This is a genomic window from Sediminihabitans luteus, assembly GCF_002797595.1.
GTDB lineage: Bacteria > Actinomycetota > Actinomycetes > Actinomycetales > Cellulomonadaceae > Paraoerskovia > Paraoerskovia lutea.
In genome coordinates this window covers 70772-87775 of the sequence record NZ_PGFE01000007.1, presented here as the reverse complement: position 1 = coordinate 87775, position 17004 = coordinate 70772, and the positions used below count along the sequence as shown (strand labels likewise).

Here is a 17004-nt window from a genome sequence, read left to right as displayed (position 1 = left end):
GTGCTATCCAGGGGAGATGCTCACCACCCCCGACCACCTCGTGCTCATGGGCGTCGCCGGCTCCGGCAAGACGACGGTCGCCCGGCTCGTCGTCGAACGCACCGGCCGCACCTACGCCGAGGCCGACGACTTCCACCCCGCCGCGAACGTCGCGGCGATGCGCGCGGGCGTCGCCCTGACCGACGCCGACCGCGCCCCGTGGCTCGCCGCGCTGCGCGACTGGATGAGCGCGCAGCACGCGGCCGGGGTCCGCACGGTCGTCACCTGCTCGGCGCTGCGCCGCGCCTACCGGGACGTGCTGCGCGAGGCCGCCGGCACCGTGCGGTTCGTGCACCTCGACGGCACGCGCGAGCTCCTCGCCGCACGGATCGGCGCGCGCACCGACCACTTCATGCCCGCGTCGCTGCTCGACTCGCAGCTCGCGACCCTCGACCCGCTCGAGGCCGACGAGGACGGGGTGCGGCTCGACGTCGCCGCGACCCCGCCGCAGATCGTCGCCGCGATCCTGGGGCGCTGAGCTGGGCGACGTCCGACAGGCGAACGCCGCCGGGTGTACCGACGGCCGGGTGTACCGACAGCCGGGCGCACCGACCGCTACGTCACGGTGACGTCGAAGACCAGGCCCAGCGCGTACGTCACGGCCGCGGCGCCCCAGCCGATCGCGAGCTGGCGCAGCGCGCGGCTCACGGGCGGCGTCCCGGACAGCAGGCCGACCGTGGCGCCCGTGACCAGCAGCGCGATCCCGACGAGCAACGCCGAGGTCAGCACCGCCGTCATGCCCTCGAGGCCGAGCAGGTACGGCAGCACGGGGATGATCGCGCCCGAGGCGAAGAAGCAGAAGCTCGACCAGGCCGCGCCCCACGCGGTGCCGTGCGTCTCGGTCTCCTCGGCGGTCAGCGCGGGGGCGATCTCGGTCGCGGACGTGTAGGTCGCGAGCACCTCGGCGGCGTGCGCCTCGGCGTCGGGGGCGCTCATGCCGCGGGCCCGGTAGACCAGGGCGAGCTCGTTCGCCTCGACGTCGAGGTCGGGCAGCGCGGCCGACGCGAGCGGGCTCGGGCTCGACGCCTCGAGCAGCTCGCGCTGCGAGCGCACCGACACGTACTCCCCCGCCCCCATCGACAGCGCGCCCGCGAGCAGGCCGGTCACGCCCGAGAGCAGCACGGTCGTGGTCGACGCGCCCGTCGCGCCGATGCCCAGCACGAGCGCGAGGTTCGAGACCAGTCCGTCGTTCGCGCCGAACACGGCCGCGCGGAACGTGCCCGACATCCGGTTGCGCCCGCGCGTCGCGAGCCCGCGCACGACCTCCTCGTGGATGCGCTCGTCCGCGGCCATCGCGGCGGTCGCGTCCACGTCGTCGTCGTACTCCGAGCGGGCCTCGGCGCGCTGGGCGAGCGCGAGCACGAACACCCCGCCGAACCGCCGCGCGAGCCAGCCCAGCGACCGGGTGCGCCAGTCGCCGCGCAGCGGGGCCCCGGCGTCGTCGCCCAGCAGGTCGAGCCAGTGCTGCTCGTGGCGGCGCTCGGCCTCGGCGAGCGCGAGGAGGATCTCGCGCTCCTCGCCCGTGCGCCGGCGCGCGAGGTCGCGGTACGCCGCGGCCTCGGCCCGCTCGTCGGCGAGGTGTCCGCGCCAGCGTCGGACGTCGCGGGGCGTGCGGGCGCGCTCGGACGGCGCAGGCTCGGGTGGGGTCGTCACCCCACCATGATGCCGACGACGGGCCCCGGACGGGGTTCGGACCGCCCAACTCGTACGTCCGGACGTCCGGGGCCCGGCGTCCTCAGACGCCGGCGATCGCGGCGAGCCGCTCCCACGAGCGGTGCATCCCGAGACCCTGGAGCAGCGGTCCCACGACCGCGTCGACGTCGTCGACCAGGTCGACGCCGGGGGCGTCGGCGTCGACCGCCGCACCGAGCACGTCGGCCCCGTCGCCCCAGGCCGCGAGCGCCTTGCCGTGCCGGAACGCCTCCGCGAGAAGGACCGCGGTGGCGGGGTCGCCCGCGACCGGGGTGCCGGCGGCGCCGTCCGCGACGACGACCGCGTCGTACTCGATCGAGCGGGTCGTCACGAGCGCCCGGTCGACCGTCACGGGCTCGGCTCCCTGCGTGCGCAGCGTGCCGCCGTGCGACGCGACGACGCGCAGCACCACGCCGTGCTCGTCGAGCGCGGCGCGCAGGGCGGCGATCCCCGCGAGGTCGGCACCGTCGTCCGCGATCACGCCGACGACGCGGCCGTCGACGCGGCCCGGCTCGCGGGGGACCTGGGACAGCGCCGGCGACGGGGTCACCCCGTCCGCGCTGCCGTGCTCGGCGGCCGGAAGGTCGGGGACGTCGATGCCGAGCCCGCGCGCGACGCGGGCCGCGAGGTCGGGGTGCACGCGCACGAGGTTGCCGACCATGCGCTCGACGATCGCGGCCTCGAACACCTTGCCGAGCTCGAACGTGAACCCGCCCACGACGTGGGCCTGCTCGACGGGCGTCATGGACTCCCAGAACAGCGTCGCTTGCGAGTAGTGGTCGGCGAACGACGCGGGCGCCTCCCGGACCTTGGTCCCCTCGACCGGCGTCGGGACGCTCACGTAGCCCTGGGCGCCCGAGGCGACGGGGCACCCGCCGCCCAGCGAGTTCGGCTGGTAGGGCGCGACCCCGCGGTGCACCGCGGTCTGGTGCATCCCGTCGCGCTGCATGTCGTCGACCGGAACGTGCGGCCGGTTGACGGGCAGCTGGGCGAAGTTCGGGCCGCCCAGGCGCGTGATCTGCGTGTCGAGGTACGAGAACAGGCGGCCCTGCATGAGCGGGTCGTTCGTCACGTGGATCCCCGGGACGAGGTTGGCGACGTGGAACGCGACCTGCTCGGTCTCGGCGAAGTAGTTCTCGGGCAGCGTGTGGAGGGTCATCCGGCCCACGGGCTGCACGGGGCACAGCTCCTCCGGGACGATCTTGGTCGGGTCGAGCAGGTCGATGCCCTCGAAGGTCTCGTCGGGGGTGTCGGGCATGACCTGCAGCCCGAGCTCCCACTCGGGGTACGCGCCCGCCGTGATGGCGTCGGCGAGGTCGCGACGGTGGAAGTCGGGGTCGGCGCCGCCGGCGAGCTGCGCCTCCTCCCACACGAGCGAGTGCACGCCCAGCACGGGCTTCCAGTGGAACTTCACGAGCGACGTCGAGCCGTCCGCCGCCTCGAGTCGGAACGTGTGCACGCCGAAGCCCTCGACCGTGCGGTAGCTGCGCGGGATGCCGCGGTCGGACATGACCCACAGGAGCATGTGCGTCGACTCGGTGTGCAGCGACGCGAAGTCCCAGAAGGTGTCGTGCGCGCTCTGCGCCTGCGGGATCTCGCGGTCCGGCTCGGGCTTGCCCGCGTGGATCAGGTCGGGGAACTTGATCGCGTCCTGGATGAAGAACACGGGCATGTCGTTGCCGACCAGGTCAAAGTTGCCCTCGTCGGTGTAGAACTTGGTCGCGAAGCCGCGGACGTCGCGCGCGGTGTCCGCCGAGCCGCGCGATCCCAGCACGGTCGAGAACCGCACGAACACCTCGGTCTCGGCGCCCTCGGTCGCGAGGAACCGGGCCTTGGTCACGGACGCGGCCGTGCCGTACGAGCGGAACGTGCCGTAGGCGCCGGCGCCGCGCGCGTGCACGACGCGCTCGGGGATGCGCTCGTGGTCGAAGTGCGTGATCTTCTCGCGCAGGTGGTGGTCCTCGAGCAGCGACGGGCCGCGCGGTCCGGCCTTGAGCGAGTGCTCGGTCTCGTCGAGGCGGAGCCCCTGCGCGGTGGTCAGCCGCCCGCCCTGCTGCGCGGCGGCGTCCGCGGGCCGCTGCGGGGCGCCCGTCGGGCCGGGGCGGGTGGTGTCGTCGGTGGTCATGATGCCTCCTCGAGTGACGGGTCGAGGACGACCTTGATGCAGCCGTCCTGCTTCTTCTGGAACATCTCGTAGGCGCGCGGGGCGTCCTCGAGCGCCATGCGGTGCGTGCGCAGGTCCAGCACGCCGAGCGGGTCCGCGGCGTCCGAGACGAGGGGCAGCACGTCGTCGATCCACCGGCGCACGTTGGCCTGCCCCATGCGGAACGTGAGCTGCTTGTCGAACATCTGCATCATCGGCAGCGGGTCCACCGCACCGCCGTACACCCCGGCGACCGACACGGTCCCGCCACGACGCACCGCGTCGATCGCGGTGCGCAGGGCCGCCAGCCGGTCCACGCCGGCCGCGCGCGTCATCGGGCGGCCGACCGCGCCGGGCAGGTGCGCCGCCCCGCGCTGGACGGCCTGCGCGACGGGCGAGCCGTGCGCCTCCATGCCGACCGCGTCGATCACGGAGTCCGGCCCCCGGCCCTCGGTGAGCTCGCGCACCGCCGCACCCACGTCGTCGACCACGCTCGCGTCGATCACCTCGGCACCGTGACGCCGTGCCATCGCGAGCCGCTCCGCGACGCCGTCGACCGCGATCACGCGGGCGGCGCCGCGGTGGCGTGCGACGCGTGCCGCCATCTGGCCGATGGGCCCGAGACCCAGCACGAGCACCGTGCCGTCGGGCGGGACGTCCGCGTACTCGACGGCCTGCCACGCGGTGGGGACGACGTCCGAGAGGTACAGGTACCGCTCGTCGGGCTCGCCGTCGTCCGGCACGACGACGGGCCCGTACCCGGCGTGCGGCACGCGCAGCAGCTCGGCCTGGCCGCCCGCGACCTGCCCGTACAGGGTCGTGTAGCCGAAGAGCGCCGCGCCGGTGCCCTGCGAGCGCGTCTGCGTGGTCTCGCACTGGCTCTGCAGGCCGCGCCGACACATCCAGCACGCGCCGCAGGAGATGTTGAACGGCACGACCACGCGGTCGCCCGGGCGCAGGTTCGTCACGTCCGCCCCGACCTCCTCGACCACGCCCATGGGCTCGTGCCCGAGCACGTCGCCCGGCTCGACGAACGCGCCCATGACGCCGTACAGGTGCAGGTCGGACCCGCACACGGCGGTCGAGGTGATCCGGACGATCGCGTCGGTCGGTTCCACGATCGACGGGTCGGGGACGTCCTCGACCCGGACGTCCTCGTGGCCCTGCCACGTGAGTGCTCGCATGGTGCGCTCCTCGTCTCGTCGGGCTCGCATCGTGCGCACGCCCGCGCCCGCTCGCAGCCCGGGAGCGCTCCCGCGCCGAGCGCGTGCGAGTGCGGTACGCCAGTGCCACACTCGCCTCGCCCGGGTCGAGAACCGCGCCCGGCCCGACGCCCGCCGGAGACGCACCATGACAGATTCCGCACGCCCGCCGGCCTGGGCCGGCGTCGACGACGACCACGCCGCCGCGTCGCTCCTCGCGCACGAGTCGATCTCCCCCGAGCCCGGCGACGCGGTCGCGCTCGCCGCACGGCTCGGCGCCCGCGCCCCCCTGCCCGGCACCGGGCGCACCGCCGAGCTGTGGGGCCTGCTGGCGACGCTCGCCGCGACCGACGTCGGTGCGGCCCGCATGGTCGAGCCGCACCTCGACGCGCTCGCGGTGCTCGCGCAGGCGGACGACGCCGGGCTCGACGTCGACCTCGACCGGGTCGGCGCGGACGCGACGAGCACGTGGGGCGTGTACGCGGCCGAGGGGCCGGGCGTGCGTCTCGAGGCCACGGCCGCCGACGGCGCATGGCGGCTCACCGGCACCAAGCCGTGGTGCTCGCTCGCGGCCACGCTGTCGCACGCCCTCGTCACGGCGTGGACCCCGGACGGGCGGCGGCTCTTCGCGGTCGACCTGCGCACCGACGCGGTGCGCGCCGCCGACGGCCCGTGGCACCCGCGCGGGCTGCGGCAGGTCGTCAGCGCACCCGTGGCGTTCGACGACGCCCTCGCCGTCCCGGTCGGCGACGCCGGTTGGTACCTGCGCCGTCCGGGGTTCGCGTGGGGCGGGATCGGCGTCGCGGCCTGCTGGTGGGGCGGCGCCGTGGGCGTCGCCCGCACGATGTTCGCCGCCGCGACCGCGCGCGAGCCCGACCAGGTCGCGCTCGCGCACCTGGGCGCGGTCGACACCGGGCTGCACGCGGCGCGCACAGTTCTCGCGCGCGCCGCCGCCGAGGTCGACGCCGGGACGGCTGACGGCGCCACGGCGCGGCGAGCGCGGGCCGTCGCGGCCGACGTCGTCCAGGACGTCCTCGCACGGTCCGCCCGGTCGCTCGGACCGGGGCCGCTCACGACCGACGAGGCCCACGCCCGACGCTGCGCCGACCTCGAGCTGTACGTGCGCCAGCACCACGCCGAACGGGACGCCGCGAACCACGGCCGCCACCTGCTCGAGCACGGGAGCGCGCCGTGGTGAGCTTCGACCACCGCGACCCGGGCACGCCCGAGGCCGAGTGGGAGGCCGCAGGCCTGCGCGACCGGGCGACGCCCTGGACCCTCGACGACGACGTGCGGCACGTCGTCGTGCTCGCCGCGCACCCCGACGACGAGACGCTCGGCGCGGGCGGACTGCTCGCGCGCGCCGCCGGCACGGGCGTGCCCACGGCCGTCGTGGTCGCGTCCGACGGCGAGGGCTCCCACCCGACGTCCGGCACGTCGACGGCACGCGAGATCGCGCTCGCGCGCCGGCTCGAGCTCGTCGAGGCGACCGGGATCGTCGCGCCGGGCGCCACGCTGCACCTGCTCGGGCTGCCCGACGGTGGGCTGCGCGAGCACCGCGCCGCGCTCGCGCAGCACGTGGACGCGGTGCTCGACGCGCTCGACGGGCCGGTGCTCGTCGCCGCGCCCTGGCGGGGCGACGGCCACCGCGACCACCGCGTGCTCGGCGAGGTCGCGGCCGCGGCGGTCGCGCTGCGCGTGGACGCACGGCTCGTCGAGTACCCCGTGTGGGCGTGGCACTGGGCCGACCCCCACGGCGACGACCTGCCCTGGGACCGGCTGCTCGCGCTGCGCCTCGGCGTCGAGGAGGCCGACCTGAAGCGCCGCGCGCTCGCCGCGCACCGCACGCAGGTCGAGCCGCTCTCGGACCGCCCCGGCGACGAGCCCGTGCTGCACGCCGGGATGCTCGAGCACTTCGCGCGCGACGTCGAGCTCTTCGTGGCGGACGACGCCCCCGACGTCACGCCCGGACCCGCGGCCTCCCTGCCGCAGGAGTTCTTCGACCGGTTCTACGCCAGGCGTGCCGACCCCTGGGGGTTCGAGACCCGCTGGTACGAGGAGCGCAAGCGCGACCTCACGCTCGCCGTCCTGCCGCGCGCGCGGTTCGGGCGCGGCCTCGAGGTGGGGTGCTCGACGGGCGTGCTGACCGCGCGGCTCGCGGAGCGGTGCGACTCCCTGCTCGGTGTCGACATCACCGACGCGCCGCTCGCGGCCGCGCGCGCCCGCCTGGGCGAGCGCGTCCGGCTCGAGAAGCACGCGACCCCCGCGGACTGGCCCGAGGGTCGGTTCGACCTCGTCGTGCTCTCCGAGGTCGGCTACTACTGGGACGCGCACGACCTCGCGCGGGGCGTCGACCGTGCGGTCGCGTCGCTCGCCGACGACGGCGTGCTCGTCGCGTGCCACTGGCGCCACCCGGTCCGCGAGTACCCCACGACGGGCGACGCGGTGCACCGCGCGCTGCGGGCGCACGACCGGCTCGCGCTGCTGGCCCGGCACGTCGAGGAGGACTTCCTGCTCGACGTCCTCGTCCCCGCGCCCGCGGTCTCGGTCGCACGCGCCGAGGGTCTGCTGTGACGCCCGCCCGGCCACGCGTCGAGGCCGTCGCCGTCGTCGTGCCCGTGCACGACGAGGAGGAGCTGCTGCCCGCGTGCCTCGCGGCGCTGCGCGCGAGCGTCGACCAGGCGCGAGCGACGCGGCCGTGGCTCGACGTCGTCACGGTGGTCGTGCTCGACGACTGCACCGACGCGAGCGCCCGGGCGGTGCCGCCCGACGTCGAGCGCGTCGAGATCACCGCGCGCACCGTGGGCCTCGCGCGGACCGCGGGCACGCGGCACGCGCTCGGGCTGCTCGACGCCCCCGCCGCGCAGGTCTGGATCGCCTCGACCGACGCCGACTCCGTGGTGCCGCCCGACTGGGTCACCCACCACCTCGACCTCGCGGACGACGGCGCGGACGTCGTCGTCGGCGGCGTGCGCCCGGACCTCGCCGCGCTGAGCGAAGGTCGCGCCCGCGCGTGGCTGCGCCGGTACGTGCCGGGCGTCGCCAACGGGCACGTGCACGGCGCGAACCTGGGCGTGCGGGCCGACGTCCACCTCGCCGCGGGCGGCTACCCGCCCGTGCCCGAGCACGAGGACGTCGCGCTGGTCGAGGCCGCGCGCCGGCTCGGAGCGCGCGTCGTGCCCACCGCCGACGCGTGGGTCCTGACCTCGGCGCGGCTCGTGGGCCGCACCCCGGGCGGGTACGCGCGGTACCTGCGCGAGGACCTCGAGCGCCTCGCGACCTGAGCGGTCGCGAGCACGCGATCAGGCGCGCCCGAGCACGCGATCAGGCACTCCACGTCGCCGCGCGAGGGTGCCCCAGCCCGTGCTCGGCGGCGCGGGCGACCGCACGTCCCGGCAGGTCGGGCGCCCGCGTGGTTGGATCGGCGCATGACCAACCTGACCCCTCCCGAGATCGACCCGCCCGACGGCCCCGCGCCCGAGGAGCTCCAGATCGTCGACATCACCGTCGGCGACGGCGACGAGGCGCAGCCCGGCGCGACCGTCAAGATCCACTACATGGGCGTCGAGTACGACTCCGGCGAGGAGTTCGACTCCTCGTGGAGCCGCGGCGAGCCCATCGAGTTCCCCCTGCCCCGTCTGATCCCGGGCTGGCAGCAGGGCGTGCCCGGCATGAAGGTCGGTGGGCGCCGCAAGCTCGTGTGCCCGCCTGCGCTCGCGTACGGCCCCGCCGGTGCGGGTCACCGCCTCTCGGGCAGGACCCTCGTGTTCGTGATCGACCTGCTCGGAACGCGCTGACCGTCCCGCACGCCCCGACGGGCCCGGCTGGTCAGGCGCTGACCGACCGGGCCCGTCGCCTTGCGGCGGTTCACGAGTTGTCAGGGCCGTCGGGCACAATGAGCCAGGCGAACGTCTCCGACGGGCGCCCGGGAACACTTACGGACTCGCGAGGTCGCACGTGATCACTGTCAGCACCGACGGCTCCTGCCTGCGCAACCCCGGTGGCGCGACCGGCTGGGCCTGGATCAACCACGACGGCACCTTCGACTCGGGCGGCGCCGCGTCCGGCACCAACCAGATCGCCGAGCTCACCGCCCTGCTCGAGGCCGTCCGCGCCCACCCCGGCGCCGAGCCCCTCATGATCGAGTCCGACTCCCAGTACGCCATCAAGTGCGCGTCCGAGTGGCTCGAGGGCTGGCGCCGCAAGGGGTGGAAGACCGCGAGCGGCAGCCCCGTCAAGAACCTCGAGCTCGTCCAGTCGATCGACCGCGCCATCAGCGACCGCGAGGGGCCCGTGCGGTTCCGGTGGGTCCGCGGGCACGTGGGCAACACGTTCAACGAGCGCGCCGACCAGCTCGCCGGCCTCGCCGCGCAGGACTGGGCCGCGGGCCGCGGCGACATCGAGGCCGTGCTCGGCGAGGCGTCGCCCGTCGTCGCGGGCGCGACCTCGCGCCGCCCGCGCGCCGCCCGCGCCGGCACCCCCGCGACAGGTTCGCCCGTGCCGGACGCCGCCCCCGCGGCAGCGCCCGTGCGCGCACCCGAGCCGGCGTGGTCCAACGGCACGCTCTGGGACTGACCCGCGACCGGACCGGCGCGAGTCGACCGGCGCGAGAGGATGAGGGCATGACTCCCACCCCCGAGCAGGTCGTCCGCGAGTTCTTCGCCGTCGTGCGGTCCGGGCGCGAGCCCGCACGGGCCGCCGAGTTCATGGCACCGCGCGTGCAGGCGCACCAGGTGCAGGCCGAGAACCCCACCACGGTCGAGCGCACCCCCGCGCAGTACGCCGAGCACGTCGCCGAGATGCTCGCGGCCTGGGGTCCGTTCACGCTCGACGTCGACGAGGTGCTCGCCGCGGGCGACAAGGTGTACGTGCGCTGGACCCAGCACGGGCGGCACGTCGGCGAGGTCGACGGGCACGCACCCACGGGCGAGCCCGTGGTCGAGGTCGCGAGCTGCACGTACCGCGTCGCCGACGGCGCGATCGTCGAGTACTGGATCCAGATCGACCGCGCCGGCATCACCGCGCAGCTCGACGCCGCCCGCGCCGCCGGGGCCCGGCCCGCCCTGCCGTGACGCCCGACCGGTCCGCCGACGCACTGGTCGTGCCGCTCACGTCGCGACGCCCGCTCGACCTGCACCGCACCCTCGCGCCCCTGGCCCGCGGGCCGTACGACCCCGCGCACCGCCGCACCCCCGACGGCGCGGTCTGGCGCACGAGCCGCACGCCCGCCGGCCCCGTGACGTACCGGCTCGAGCAGACCGGGCCGCACGACGTCGTCGCGCGCCTGTGGGGTCCCGGCGCGCACGACGCCGCCACGACCCTGCCCGACCTGCTCGGCGAGCACGACGACCCCGAGGGCTTCGAGCCGCCCGCGACCCTGCGCGACACGTACCGCCGCCACCCCGGGGTCCGGATCCCGCGCACCGGTCGGGTCCTCGAAGCCCTCGCCGGCGCCGTGCTCGACCAGCGCGTGCAGTCCGTCGTCGCGTTCCGCTCGTGGGCCTGGCTGCTCGACCACCACGGCGAGATCGTCCCCGGACCCGGGCACGCGGCGTCCGACACCACCGTTCACCCCGAGTCCGCCGCCCACCCCGTCCCCGCGGGCTACCCCGTCCCCGCGGGCCTGCGCGTCCTGCCCGACGCCGAGGGCTGGGCCACGATCCCCACCTGGGACTGGCACCGCGCCGGCGTCGACCCCGGCCGGGCGCGCGTGCTGCGCGAGGCCGCACGCCGCGCCCGCGCCGTCGAGTCCGCCGCGACCCTGCCCCTGCCCGAGGCGCACGCCCGGCTCCAGGCCCTGCCCGGCGTCGGCGCATGGACCAGCGCCGAGGTCGCCCGCCGCGCGCTCGGCGACCCCGACGCCGTCTCCGTGGGCGACTACCACCTCGCCTACGCCGTGGTGTGGGCGCTCGCGGGCGAGCACGTGCCCCGCGAGGAGCACGCCCCCGGGGCGTTGACCACGGCCGACGCGCGCATGCTCGAGCTGCTCGCGCCCTACGCGGGGCACCGGCAGCGCGTCGTGCGGCTGCTCGAGCTCGCGGGGCGGCACGAACGGCCCCGGCGCGGCCCGCGCCTCGCGATCCAGGACCACCGGCGGCACTGACCGCGGACCTCGCGGGCATTCCCGCTCACGCGGACCGCGAACAGCGCCCCCGTGGCGTGCGAGCAGCGTTCCCCGGTGCGACGGTGGAATCACCGCAGTCAGACACAGGAGGTGTGTGCATGCCCACGGACACGACCGTCCCCAGCATCATGCTCAACAACGGCGTCCAGATCCCGCAGCTCGGGTTCGGCGTCTTCCAGATCCCGCCGGACGAGACGCGTGCCGCGACGCTCACGGCCCTCGAGGCCGGCTACCGGCACATCGACACCGCCGAGATGTACGGCAACGAGGCGGGCGTCGGCGAGGCCGTGCGCGCCTCGGGCCTCGAGCGCTCCGACGTGTTCGTGACGTCGAAGCTCAACAACGGGTTCCACGCGTACGACGACGCGCTCGCCGCGATCGACGGCACGCTCGAGGAGCTCGAGTTCGAGCACGTCGACCTGTTCCTGATCCACTGGCCGCTGCCCGACGTCGGCGACTACACCGAGACGTGGCGCGCCATGGAGGAGATCTACCGTCAGGGCAAGGCCCGGGCGATCGGCGTCTCGAACTTCCAGCCGCACCACCTGCGCAAGATCCACGAGTCCGGCACCGTGGTGCCGGCCGTGAACCAGATCGAGGTGCACCCGTACTTCGCGCAGAACGACGTGCGCGCGTTCAACGCGGAGCACGGGATCGTGACCGAGGCGTGGTCCCCGATCGCGCAGGGCGCGGTGCTCGACGACCCGACGGTCGTCCGCATCGCCGAGGCGCACGGCCGCACGCCCGCGCAGGTCGTGCTGCGCTGGCACGTCGAGCGCGGCGACGTCGTGTTCCCGAAGTCGTCCACGCCCGAGCGCGTGCGCGAGAACTTCGCGCTGTTCGACTTCGAGCTCACCGAGGGCGACCTCGCCGACCTCGGCGCCCTCGACCGGGCCGACGGCCGCCGTGGCCCCGACCCCGACACCATGAACGCGGTGCCCAAGAAGTAGCGGCCCGGGCCCTCACGGGCTCCCGACCGACGACGGCGCGCGACCCTCCCGGGTCGCGCGCCGTCGTGCGTGGCGGGACGATCGGACGATGTTCGACCACCTCTCCGTCGCCGCGACCGTGCTCGTCGTGCTCGCCGGCCTGCTGCACGTCGCGATCTTCACGCTCGAGTCGGTGCTGTGGCGCCGGCCCGACGTGCACCGCCGGTTCGGGGTGGGCACCCCCGACGAGGCCGAGGTGCTGCGCCCCATGGCGTTCAACCAGGGCTTCTACAACCTGTTCCTCGCGCTCGGCGCGCTCGTGGGCGTGCTGCTCGCGACGTCGGACGACGCAGCCGCGGCAGGTGCGGGTGTGGGCATGGCCCTGCTCGCGGTCGGGTCGATGCTCGCGGCGGCCCTCGTGCTCGTGCTGAGCAACCCGCGGCTCGCGCGGGCCGCTCTCACGCAGGGGCTGCTACCGCTCGGGGCGGTCGTCCTGATCGTCGTGGGCTGAGGCTTCGCGGGCTGAGGCATCGCGGTTCGAGGCGTCGCGGTTCGAGGCGTCGTGCTCCGGCGCGTCCGCTGCGATCGAGTCCGTGGCGACCGGGTCCGGGAGCGCGCACACGCCGTCGACGCACACGGGTGCCTGCGCGCCGAGCATCGCGAACGCCGGCGCCCCGGTCGTGCCCGTCGCGCCTGTCATGCGACCGGCTCCTCGGCGAGCCCGGCCCGCTCGGCCGCGACCTGCGCGAGCGCCTGGCGGAACACGTCGGGCGACTGTGCGCCCGAGATCCCGTACCGGTTCTCGAGCACGTAGAACGGCACGCCCTGGATCCCGAAGGCCCGGGCCTGCGCGATGTCCGCGGCGACGTCGTCCGCGTGGGTGCCGGCGTCGAGGGCGGCGCGCGCGGCGTCCGCGTCGAGGCCGACCTCGGCCGCGAGCTCGACGAGCGTGTCGACGTACCCGACGTGCTTGCCCTCGACGAAGTACGCCTTGAGCAGGCGCTCCTTCATCTCGCCCTGGCGGCCGTGCTCCTTGGCGTGGTGCAGCAGCTCGTGCGCCTTGAGCGTCTTGGTCTGGTGCACGTGCTCGAAGTCGTAGTCGAGGCCCTCGGCCGCGGCGAGCTCGGTCATCTGGCCGAGCATCGTCTCGACCTGCGCGAGCGGCATGCCCTTGTGCCGGGCGAGGAAGTCGGCGGCGGTGCCCTCGAAGTCGACGGGCGTGTCGGGCGAGAGCTCGAACGAGTGGTACTCGATCTCGACGGGGCCGTCGAAGTCCGCGAGCGCCGTCTCGAGACGCCGCTTGCCGACGTAGCACCAGGGGCACGCGACGTCGGACCAGACGTCGATCTTCACGGGGGTCTGCTGCGCGCTCGGGGTCGCGGTCTGGTCGATGCTCATGCCTGGGGCAACGGGCGGCGGGGGCGGCGCATTCCCGGGCGACCGGTCAGGCGCGGGCGCGGTGGAGGTCCTGCAGCACCATGATCTCGGCGCCGTGGTGGATCAGCTCGCGGTCGAGGTGCAGCACGAGGTGGCCGAACGGTGCGGCGGCGTCGACCGGGGTGGCCGTGCTGAGGCCGACGGTGAGGAACGCGTCGTCGTCGAGCGCGTCCACGCCGGCCCGCCAACGGTCCACGACCTGCCGGAGGCCGGTGACGGCGTCCGCGACCTCGCCCGAGAACGTGACGTCGTCGCGGTGCACCGGCTCGTCGCCGAACGCGGACGCGTGGCGCTCGGTGAACACCTCCGTCAGGTGCGCGACGAGCCAGCCGATCGTGCGCGGCTGGGGCGAGTCGGGGCCTGCGGGCCACTCCATGACCCAGTCGCCCGCGCCGAGCGTGCGGGGCGAGCGCTCGGTGCCGCGGCGCACGACGCGCAGCGCGTCGGGGGCGGGCTCCCAGTCGAGCTCGGCCTGGGTGAGCGTTGCGAGGCGGGGCGCGAGCTCGCTCCAGGAGAAACCGAGCTGGCCGCGGACCATCGCGGCGGTCGTCGGCACGGTCAGGATCGACCAGTCGAACTCCGGTGCCTGGCTCATGGCTCTCCTTCGGTGGCGGCTGCTACGAGTGTCGCGCGATCACGGTCGCGGCGCGCTCGCGCATCTCGTCGGTGAGCCGCACCTCCCCGAGCGCGTGCGCCTCGAGCAGCCGCTGCGCGTGCGCGAGGTCGCCGCCCGCGCTCCAGCCGCCGAACCAGTCGGCGACCGTGACGCCGTGCTCGGGCCGGTGCTCGACGACGACCGCGTCGCCCGCGCCCAGCCGCCCCGGGGTCACGACCCGCAGGTACGCGCCCGTGCGGTTCGCCTCGGTGAACCGGCGGACCCACCGGTCCTCCCCCAGACGACGCGCGAAGGTCGCGCACGGCGTCCGCGGCTGGGTCACCTCGAGGACGGCGGAGCCGACCCTCCAGCGCTCCCCGACGACCGCGGTCGACACCTCGACGCCACGCGTGCGCAGGTTCTCGCCGAACAGCCCCGGCTCGACGGGTCGGCCGAGCTCGGCGGCCCAGTGGTCGGCGTCCTCCTGCGCGTACGCGTACACGGCCTGGTCGGGGCCGCCGTGGTGCGCGCGGTCGGCCTGCACGTCGGCGTACAGGCCGAGCCGGCCGGCCTTGACGGGGCCGTCGACGGGACGCTTGTCGATCGCGGTCACGCCGACCGTGCCGGCGTCGGGCAGCAGCTGGTGCACGCGGCACACCGCGAGGAGCTCACCGGGAGGGGTCATCCCCGCATGATGCCAGGCGGACGCCGTCCGGCCCGCGCCGCCCGTTCGCGGTGCCGCGCGCGCCCACCCGTGGGACGCTGCGCTGAGCGCGTGCTCGCGCGACGGCGGACGACGAGGACGGGAACTCGGATGACGACGCAGACGGAGCCGGAGGCTCTCCCGCAGGGCAAGATCTACGCGATCTTCGGCGGGCTCATGCTCGCGATGCTGCTCGCCGCGCTCGACCAGACCATCGTCTCGACCGCGCTGCCCACGATCGTCGCCGACCTCGGCGGTGCCGAGCACCTGTCGTGGGTCGTGACGTCGTACATGCTCGCCTCGACCGCGACGACGCCGCTGTGGGGCAAGCTCGGCGACCTGTACGGGCGCAAGATCCTGTTCATCGCGTGCATCGTGATCTTCCTGGTCGGCTCGATCCTCGCGGGCACGTCGCAGTCGATGGGTCAGCTCATCGCGTGGCGCGCGGTGCAGGGTGCGGGCGGCGGCGGGCTCATGGTGCTCGCGCAGGCGATCATCGGGGACGTCGTCCCGCCGCGTGAGCGCGGCAAGTACCAGGGGTTCTTCGGGGCCGTCTTCGGGGTCTCGAGCGTCGCCGGCCCGCTGCTCGGCGGCTGGTTCGTGGACAACCTCGACTGGCGGTGGGTCTTCTACATCAACGTGCCGATCGGCATCGTCGCGCTCGTGGTCGTGACCGCGGTGCTGCCGCTGACCCGCTCGGGCCGGCACCCGAAGATCGACTACGCGGGCATCCTGCTGCTCGCGACCGTCGCGACGTCGATCGTGCTCGTCACGAGCCTCGGCGGCGTGACCTGGGAGTGGGACAGCGCGCAGGTGTGGGGCACGATCGCGCTCGGCGTGGTCGCGCTCGTCGCGTTCGTGCTCGTCGAGCAGCGCGCGGCCGAGCCCGTGCTGCCGCTGCGCCTGTTCCGCAACCGCGTGTTCTCGACCACGGCCGCCGTCGGGTTCGTGATCGGGTTCGCGATGTTCGGCGCGATCACGTTCCTGCCGCTGTACCTGCAGCAGATCAAGGGCGCGACGCCCACCGAGTCGGGCCTGCAGATGATCCCGATGATGGTCGGCATGCTGTTCACGTCGATCGGCAGCGGGCAGCTCATCTCGCGCACCGGCCGGTACAAGATCTTCCCGATCATCGGCACGTTCGTGACCGCGGGCGGACTGTTCCTGCTCTCGACCATGGACCGCGGCACGTCGACGCTCGAGTCGTCGCTGTACATGTTCGTGCTCGGGTTCGGCCTTGGCCTGGTCATGCAGGTGCTCGTGCTCGCGGTGCAGAACGCGGTCGAGTACAAGGACCTCGGCACGGCGACGTCGGGCGCGACGTTCTTCCGCACCATCGGCTCGTCGGTCGGCGTCGCGGTGTTCGGCTCGGTGCTCACCCGCACCCTGACCGACCAGCTCTCGACCGACGTGCCGGCCGGGGCGCAGGGGCCGTGCGGCGGCGACGTGCTCGCGCAGTCCGCGATCGCGCTCGGGCAGTGCCCGCCCGAGGTCCAGGGCTGGTTCCTCGACGGCTACGCGTTCTCGATCCACACCGTGTTCCTGTTCGCGGTGCCCGTCGCGCTGCTCGCGTTCCTCCTGACGTTCCTCATCCCCGAGGTGCGGCTGCGCTCGGGCGCCGACCGGGCGGACGCCGGCACCGCGGCCGGGGAGGTCTTCGCCCTCCCGTCCCAGCGCACGTCGCTCGAGGAGCTGCGGCTCATCCTGTGGCGGCGCGTGGGCGTCATGGACCCGCTGCGCGTGTACCGGGTGCTCGTGCGCGACACGGGCGTCGACCTGTCGCCCGAGCAGTGCTGGATGCTCACACGCGCCGCGATCAAGGGGCCGCGCTCGGTCCAGGCGATGTCGGAGGTCTCCGGCGCCTCGACGGGCACGGTCCAGGGCGTCGCGGAGTCGCTCGCCGAGCGCGGACTCGTGACCGTCGAGGGCGACACGGTCACCGCGACCGACGCGGGGCTCGCCGAGGCCGAGGTGCTGAGCGCGAGCGAGCGCGAGCGCCTGCGCCGGTACGTCGACGAGTGGCCGGGCGAGTCCGAGCCCGCGATCGACGAGCTCGTCGAGTACTTCACGTCGGCCCTGCTGACCGACGGCCCCGCCCTGCCCGTGACCGAGCCCGAGACGCGGGACCGCTGACCGGTGC

Annotated in this window: 17 protein-coding genes; 11 read left to right on the top strand and 6 right to left on the bottom strand. The window is 75.0% G+C overall.

Annotation, left to right across the window (positions count from 1 at the left end; translation table 11 throughout):
• Positions 1-16: 16 nt before the first annotated feature.
• On the top strand, positions 17-517 hold the full coding sequence (locus CLV28_RS15100) for a gluconokinase (protein WP_170062690.1): 501 nt from the start codon (positions 17-19) through the stop codon (positions 515-517).
• Between the two features lie 77 nt (positions 518-594).
• Here CLV28_RS15100 and CLV28_RS15095 read toward each other — a convergent pair whose 3' ends face one another.
• The 3 genes from CLV28_RS15095 to CLV28_RS15085 all read right to left on the bottom strand — a co-directional run bounded on the left by CLV28_RS15095 (position 595) and on the right by CLV28_RS15085 (position 5058).
• A complete protein-coding gene (locus CLV28_RS15095; RefSeq protein ID WP_100424174.1) occupies positions 595-1692 on the bottom strand; it encodes a VIT1/CCC1 transporter family protein in 1098 nt (365 codons plus the stop codon).
• 82 nt (positions 1693-1774) lie between these two features.
• Positions 1775-3856 (bottom strand): catalase, encoded by a 2082-nt coding sequence (locus CLV28_RS15090; protein ID WP_100424173.1) that lies wholly within the window; start codon positions 3854-3856, stop codon positions 1775-1777.
• Positions 3853-5058 (bottom strand): zinc-dependent alcohol dehydrogenase, encoded by a 1206-nt coding sequence (locus CLV28_RS15085; RefSeq protein ID WP_100424172.1) that lies wholly within the window; start codon positions 5056-5058, stop codon positions 3853-3855. Before CLV28_RS15085 ends, CLV28_RS15090 begins: the two co-directional genes overlap by 4 nt.
• Positions 5059-5224: 166 nt before the next feature.
• On the opposite strand from CLV28_RS15085, the gene CLV28_RS15080 reads away from it, so the two are divergent.
• From CLV28_RS15080 to CLV28_RS15040, 9 genes are all read left to right on the top strand, one after another.
• Complete coding sequence (locus CLV28_RS15080) at positions 5225-6274, top strand: acyl-CoA dehydrogenase family protein (protein ID WP_100424171.1); 1050 nt, start codon at positions 5225-5227, stop codon at positions 6272-6274.
• A complete protein-coding gene (locus tag CLV28_RS15075) occupies positions 6268-7650 on the top strand; it encodes a bifunctional PIG-L family deacetylase/class I SAM-dependent methyltransferase (RefSeq protein WP_100424170.1) in 1383 nt (460 codons plus the stop codon). The genes CLV28_RS15080 and CLV28_RS15075 overlap by 7 nt, the downstream gene beginning before the upstream one ends.
• Complete coding sequence (locus CLV28_RS15070; RefSeq protein WP_100424169.1) at positions 7647-8360, top strand: glycosyltransferase family 2 protein; 714 nt, start codon at positions 7647-7649, stop codon at positions 8358-8360. Before CLV28_RS15075 ends, CLV28_RS15070 begins: the two co-directional genes overlap by 4 nt.
• Before the next feature lie 144 nt (positions 8361-8504).
• Complete coding sequence (locus CLV28_RS15065) at positions 8505-8873, top strand: FKBP-type peptidyl-prolyl cis-trans isomerase (RefSeq protein WP_100424168.1); 369 nt, start codon at positions 8505-8507, stop codon at positions 8871-8873.
• A 160-nt stretch (positions 8874-9033) separates the two neighbouring features.
• Positions 9034-9651, top strand: a complete 618-nt coding sequence (locus CLV28_RS15060; RefSeq protein ID WP_100424167.1) for a ribonuclease H family protein — start codon at positions 9034-9036, stop codon at positions 9649-9651.
• Between the two features lie 47 nt (positions 9652-9698).
• Complete coding sequence (locus CLV28_RS15055; protein WP_100424166.1) at positions 9699-10148, top strand: ester cyclase; 450 nt, start codon at positions 9699-9701, stop codon at positions 10146-10148.
• Between the two features lie 29 nt (positions 10149-10177).
• Entirely contained in the window at positions 10178-11179 is a 1002-nt protein-coding gene (locus CLV28_RS15050; RefSeq protein ID WP_239073309.1) for a DNA-3-methyladenine glycosylase family protein, read from the top strand.
• A gap of 119 nt (positions 11180-11298) precedes the next feature.
• Entirely contained in the window at positions 11299-12150 is an 852-nt protein-coding gene (locus tag CLV28_RS15045; protein WP_100424164.1) for an aldo/keto reductase, read from the top strand.
• An 88-nt stretch (positions 12151-12238) separates the two neighbouring features.
• Positions 12239-12640, top strand: coding sequence for a DUF1304 domain-containing protein (locus CLV28_RS15040; protein WP_100424163.1), 402 nt, complete (start codon positions 12239-12241; stop codon positions 12638-12640).
• Positions 12641-12825: 185 nt separating this feature from the next.
• Here CLV28_RS15040 and CLV28_RS15030 read toward each other — a convergent pair whose 3' ends face one another.
• From CLV28_RS15030 to CLV28_RS15020, 3 genes are read right to left on the bottom strand one after another with little or no spacing between them, the layout of a single operon-like run.
• Positions 12826-13527 (bottom strand): DsbA family oxidoreductase, encoded by a 702-nt coding sequence (locus CLV28_RS15030; RefSeq protein WP_100424161.1) that lies wholly within the window; start codon positions 13525-13527, stop codon positions 12826-12828.
• Between the two features lie 46 nt (positions 13528-13573).
• On the bottom strand, positions 13574-14161 hold the full coding sequence (locus tag CLV28_RS15025; RefSeq protein WP_100424160.1) for a DinB family protein: 588 nt from the start codon (positions 14159-14161) through the stop codon (positions 13574-13576).
• A gap of 22 nt (positions 14162-14183) precedes the next feature.
• Positions 14184-14846: an MOSC domain-containing protein gene (locus CLV28_RS15020; RefSeq protein ID WP_100424159.1), complete on the bottom strand. Its 663-nt coding sequence runs from the start codon at positions 14844-14846 to the stop codon at positions 14184-14186.
• 129 nt (positions 14847-14975) lie between these two features.
• On the opposite strand from CLV28_RS15020, the gene CLV28_RS15015 reads away from it, so the two are divergent.
• Positions 14976-16997, top strand: a complete 2022-nt coding sequence (locus CLV28_RS15015) for an MDR family MFS transporter (RefSeq protein WP_100424158.1) — start codon at positions 14976-14978, stop codon at positions 16995-16997.
• Positions 16998-17004: the final 7 nt, after the last annotated feature.

Excerpts from the sequence above, each read along its gene's own strand:
- CLV28_RS15015 (WP_100424158.1), top strand. The coding sequence starts at position 14,976 with ATGACGACGCAGACGGAGCCGGAGGCTCTCCCGCAGGGCAAGATCTAC.
- CLV28_RS15040 (WP_100424163.1), top strand. The coding sequence starts at position 12,239 with ATGTTCGACCACCTCTCCGTCGCCGCGACCGTGCTCGTCGTGCTCGCC.
- CLV28_RS15030 (WP_100424161.1), bottom strand. The coding sequence starts at position 13,527 with ATGAGCATCGACCAGACCGCGACCCCGAGCGCGCAGCAGACCCCCGTG.
- CLV28_RS15080 (WP_100424171.1), top strand. The coding sequence starts at position 5,225 with ATGACAGATTCCGCACGCCCGCCGGCCTGGGCCGGCGTCGACGACGAC.
- CLV28_RS15055 (WP_100424166.1), top strand. The coding sequence starts at position 9,699 with ATGACTCCCACCCCCGAGCAGGTCGTCCGCGAGTTCTTCGCCGTCGTG.
- CLV28_RS15025 (WP_100424160.1), bottom strand. The coding sequence starts at position 14,161 with ATGAGCCAGGCACCGGAGTTCGACTGGTCGATCCTGACCGTGCCGACG.
- CLV28_RS15065 (WP_100424168.1), top strand. The coding sequence starts at position 8,505 with ATGACCAACCTGACCCCTCCCGAGATCGACCCGCCCGACGGCCCCGCG.
- CLV28_RS15090 (WP_100424173.1), bottom strand. The coding sequence starts at position 3,856 with ATGACCACCGACGACACCACCCGCCCCGGCCCGACGGGCGCCCCGCAG.
- CLV28_RS15045 (WP_100424164.1), top strand. The coding sequence starts at position 11,299 with ATGCCCACGGACACGACCGTCCCCAGCATCATGCTCAACAACGGCGTC.
- CLV28_RS15020 (WP_100424159.1), bottom strand. The coding sequence starts at position 14,846 with ATGACCCCTCCCGGTGAGCTCCTCGCGGTGTGCCGCGTGCACCAGCTG.
- CLV28_RS15100 (WP_170062690.1), top strand. The coding sequence starts at position 17 with ATGCTCACCACCCCCGACCACCTCGTGCTCATGGGCGTCGCCGGCTCC.
- CLV28_RS15085 (WP_100424172.1), bottom strand. The coding sequence starts at position 5,058 with ATGCGAGCACTCACGTGGCAGGGCCACGAGGACGTCCGGGTCGAGGAC.